The organism is Alicyclobacillus hesperidum subsp. aegles (genome assembly GCF_027923525.1).
Lineage (GTDB): Bacteria > Bacillota > Bacilli > Alicyclobacillales > Alicyclobacillaceae > Alicyclobacillus > Alicyclobacillus aegles.
This window is the reverse complement of the sequence record NZ_BSBJ01000050.1, coordinates 1-315: the sequence shown is the minus strand read 5'-3', so window position 1 is coordinate 315 and position 315 is coordinate 1. Positions and strand designations below refer to the sequence as shown.

At 47.9% G+C, this 315-nt stretch carries 1 protein-coding gene; it reads left to right on the top strand.

The features are described 5' to 3' along the window. Positions 1-32: 32 nt before the first annotated feature. The coding region (locus QMF38_RS14875; protein ID WP_390854537.1) for a transposase at positions 33-315 on the top strand (283 nt) is incomplete at its 3' end.

Genomic DNA, 315 nt, shown 5'->3' with positions numbered 1-315 from the left:
ACTGGGAATACGACGAAGAACGAGATGAGTACATCTGTGCAGCGGACCAACGATTGACCTTTCGATACGAAGGATACGAGAAGACTGAGACTGGATACCGAGTGAAGAAAAGATATTACAGATGTGACACCTGTAGAACATGCCCGATACGAGCCCAGTGCACAAAAGGGTTGGGTAACCGACAAATTGGCGTAAGTCGCGAGCTCCAAAGATACAAACAAATGACAAGGGAACGTCTGTCAAGTGAGGAAGGCCGAGAACTCTCAGTCAGACGTATGGTGGAGGTTAAGAGCGTGTTTGGGCAACTAAAAGCCA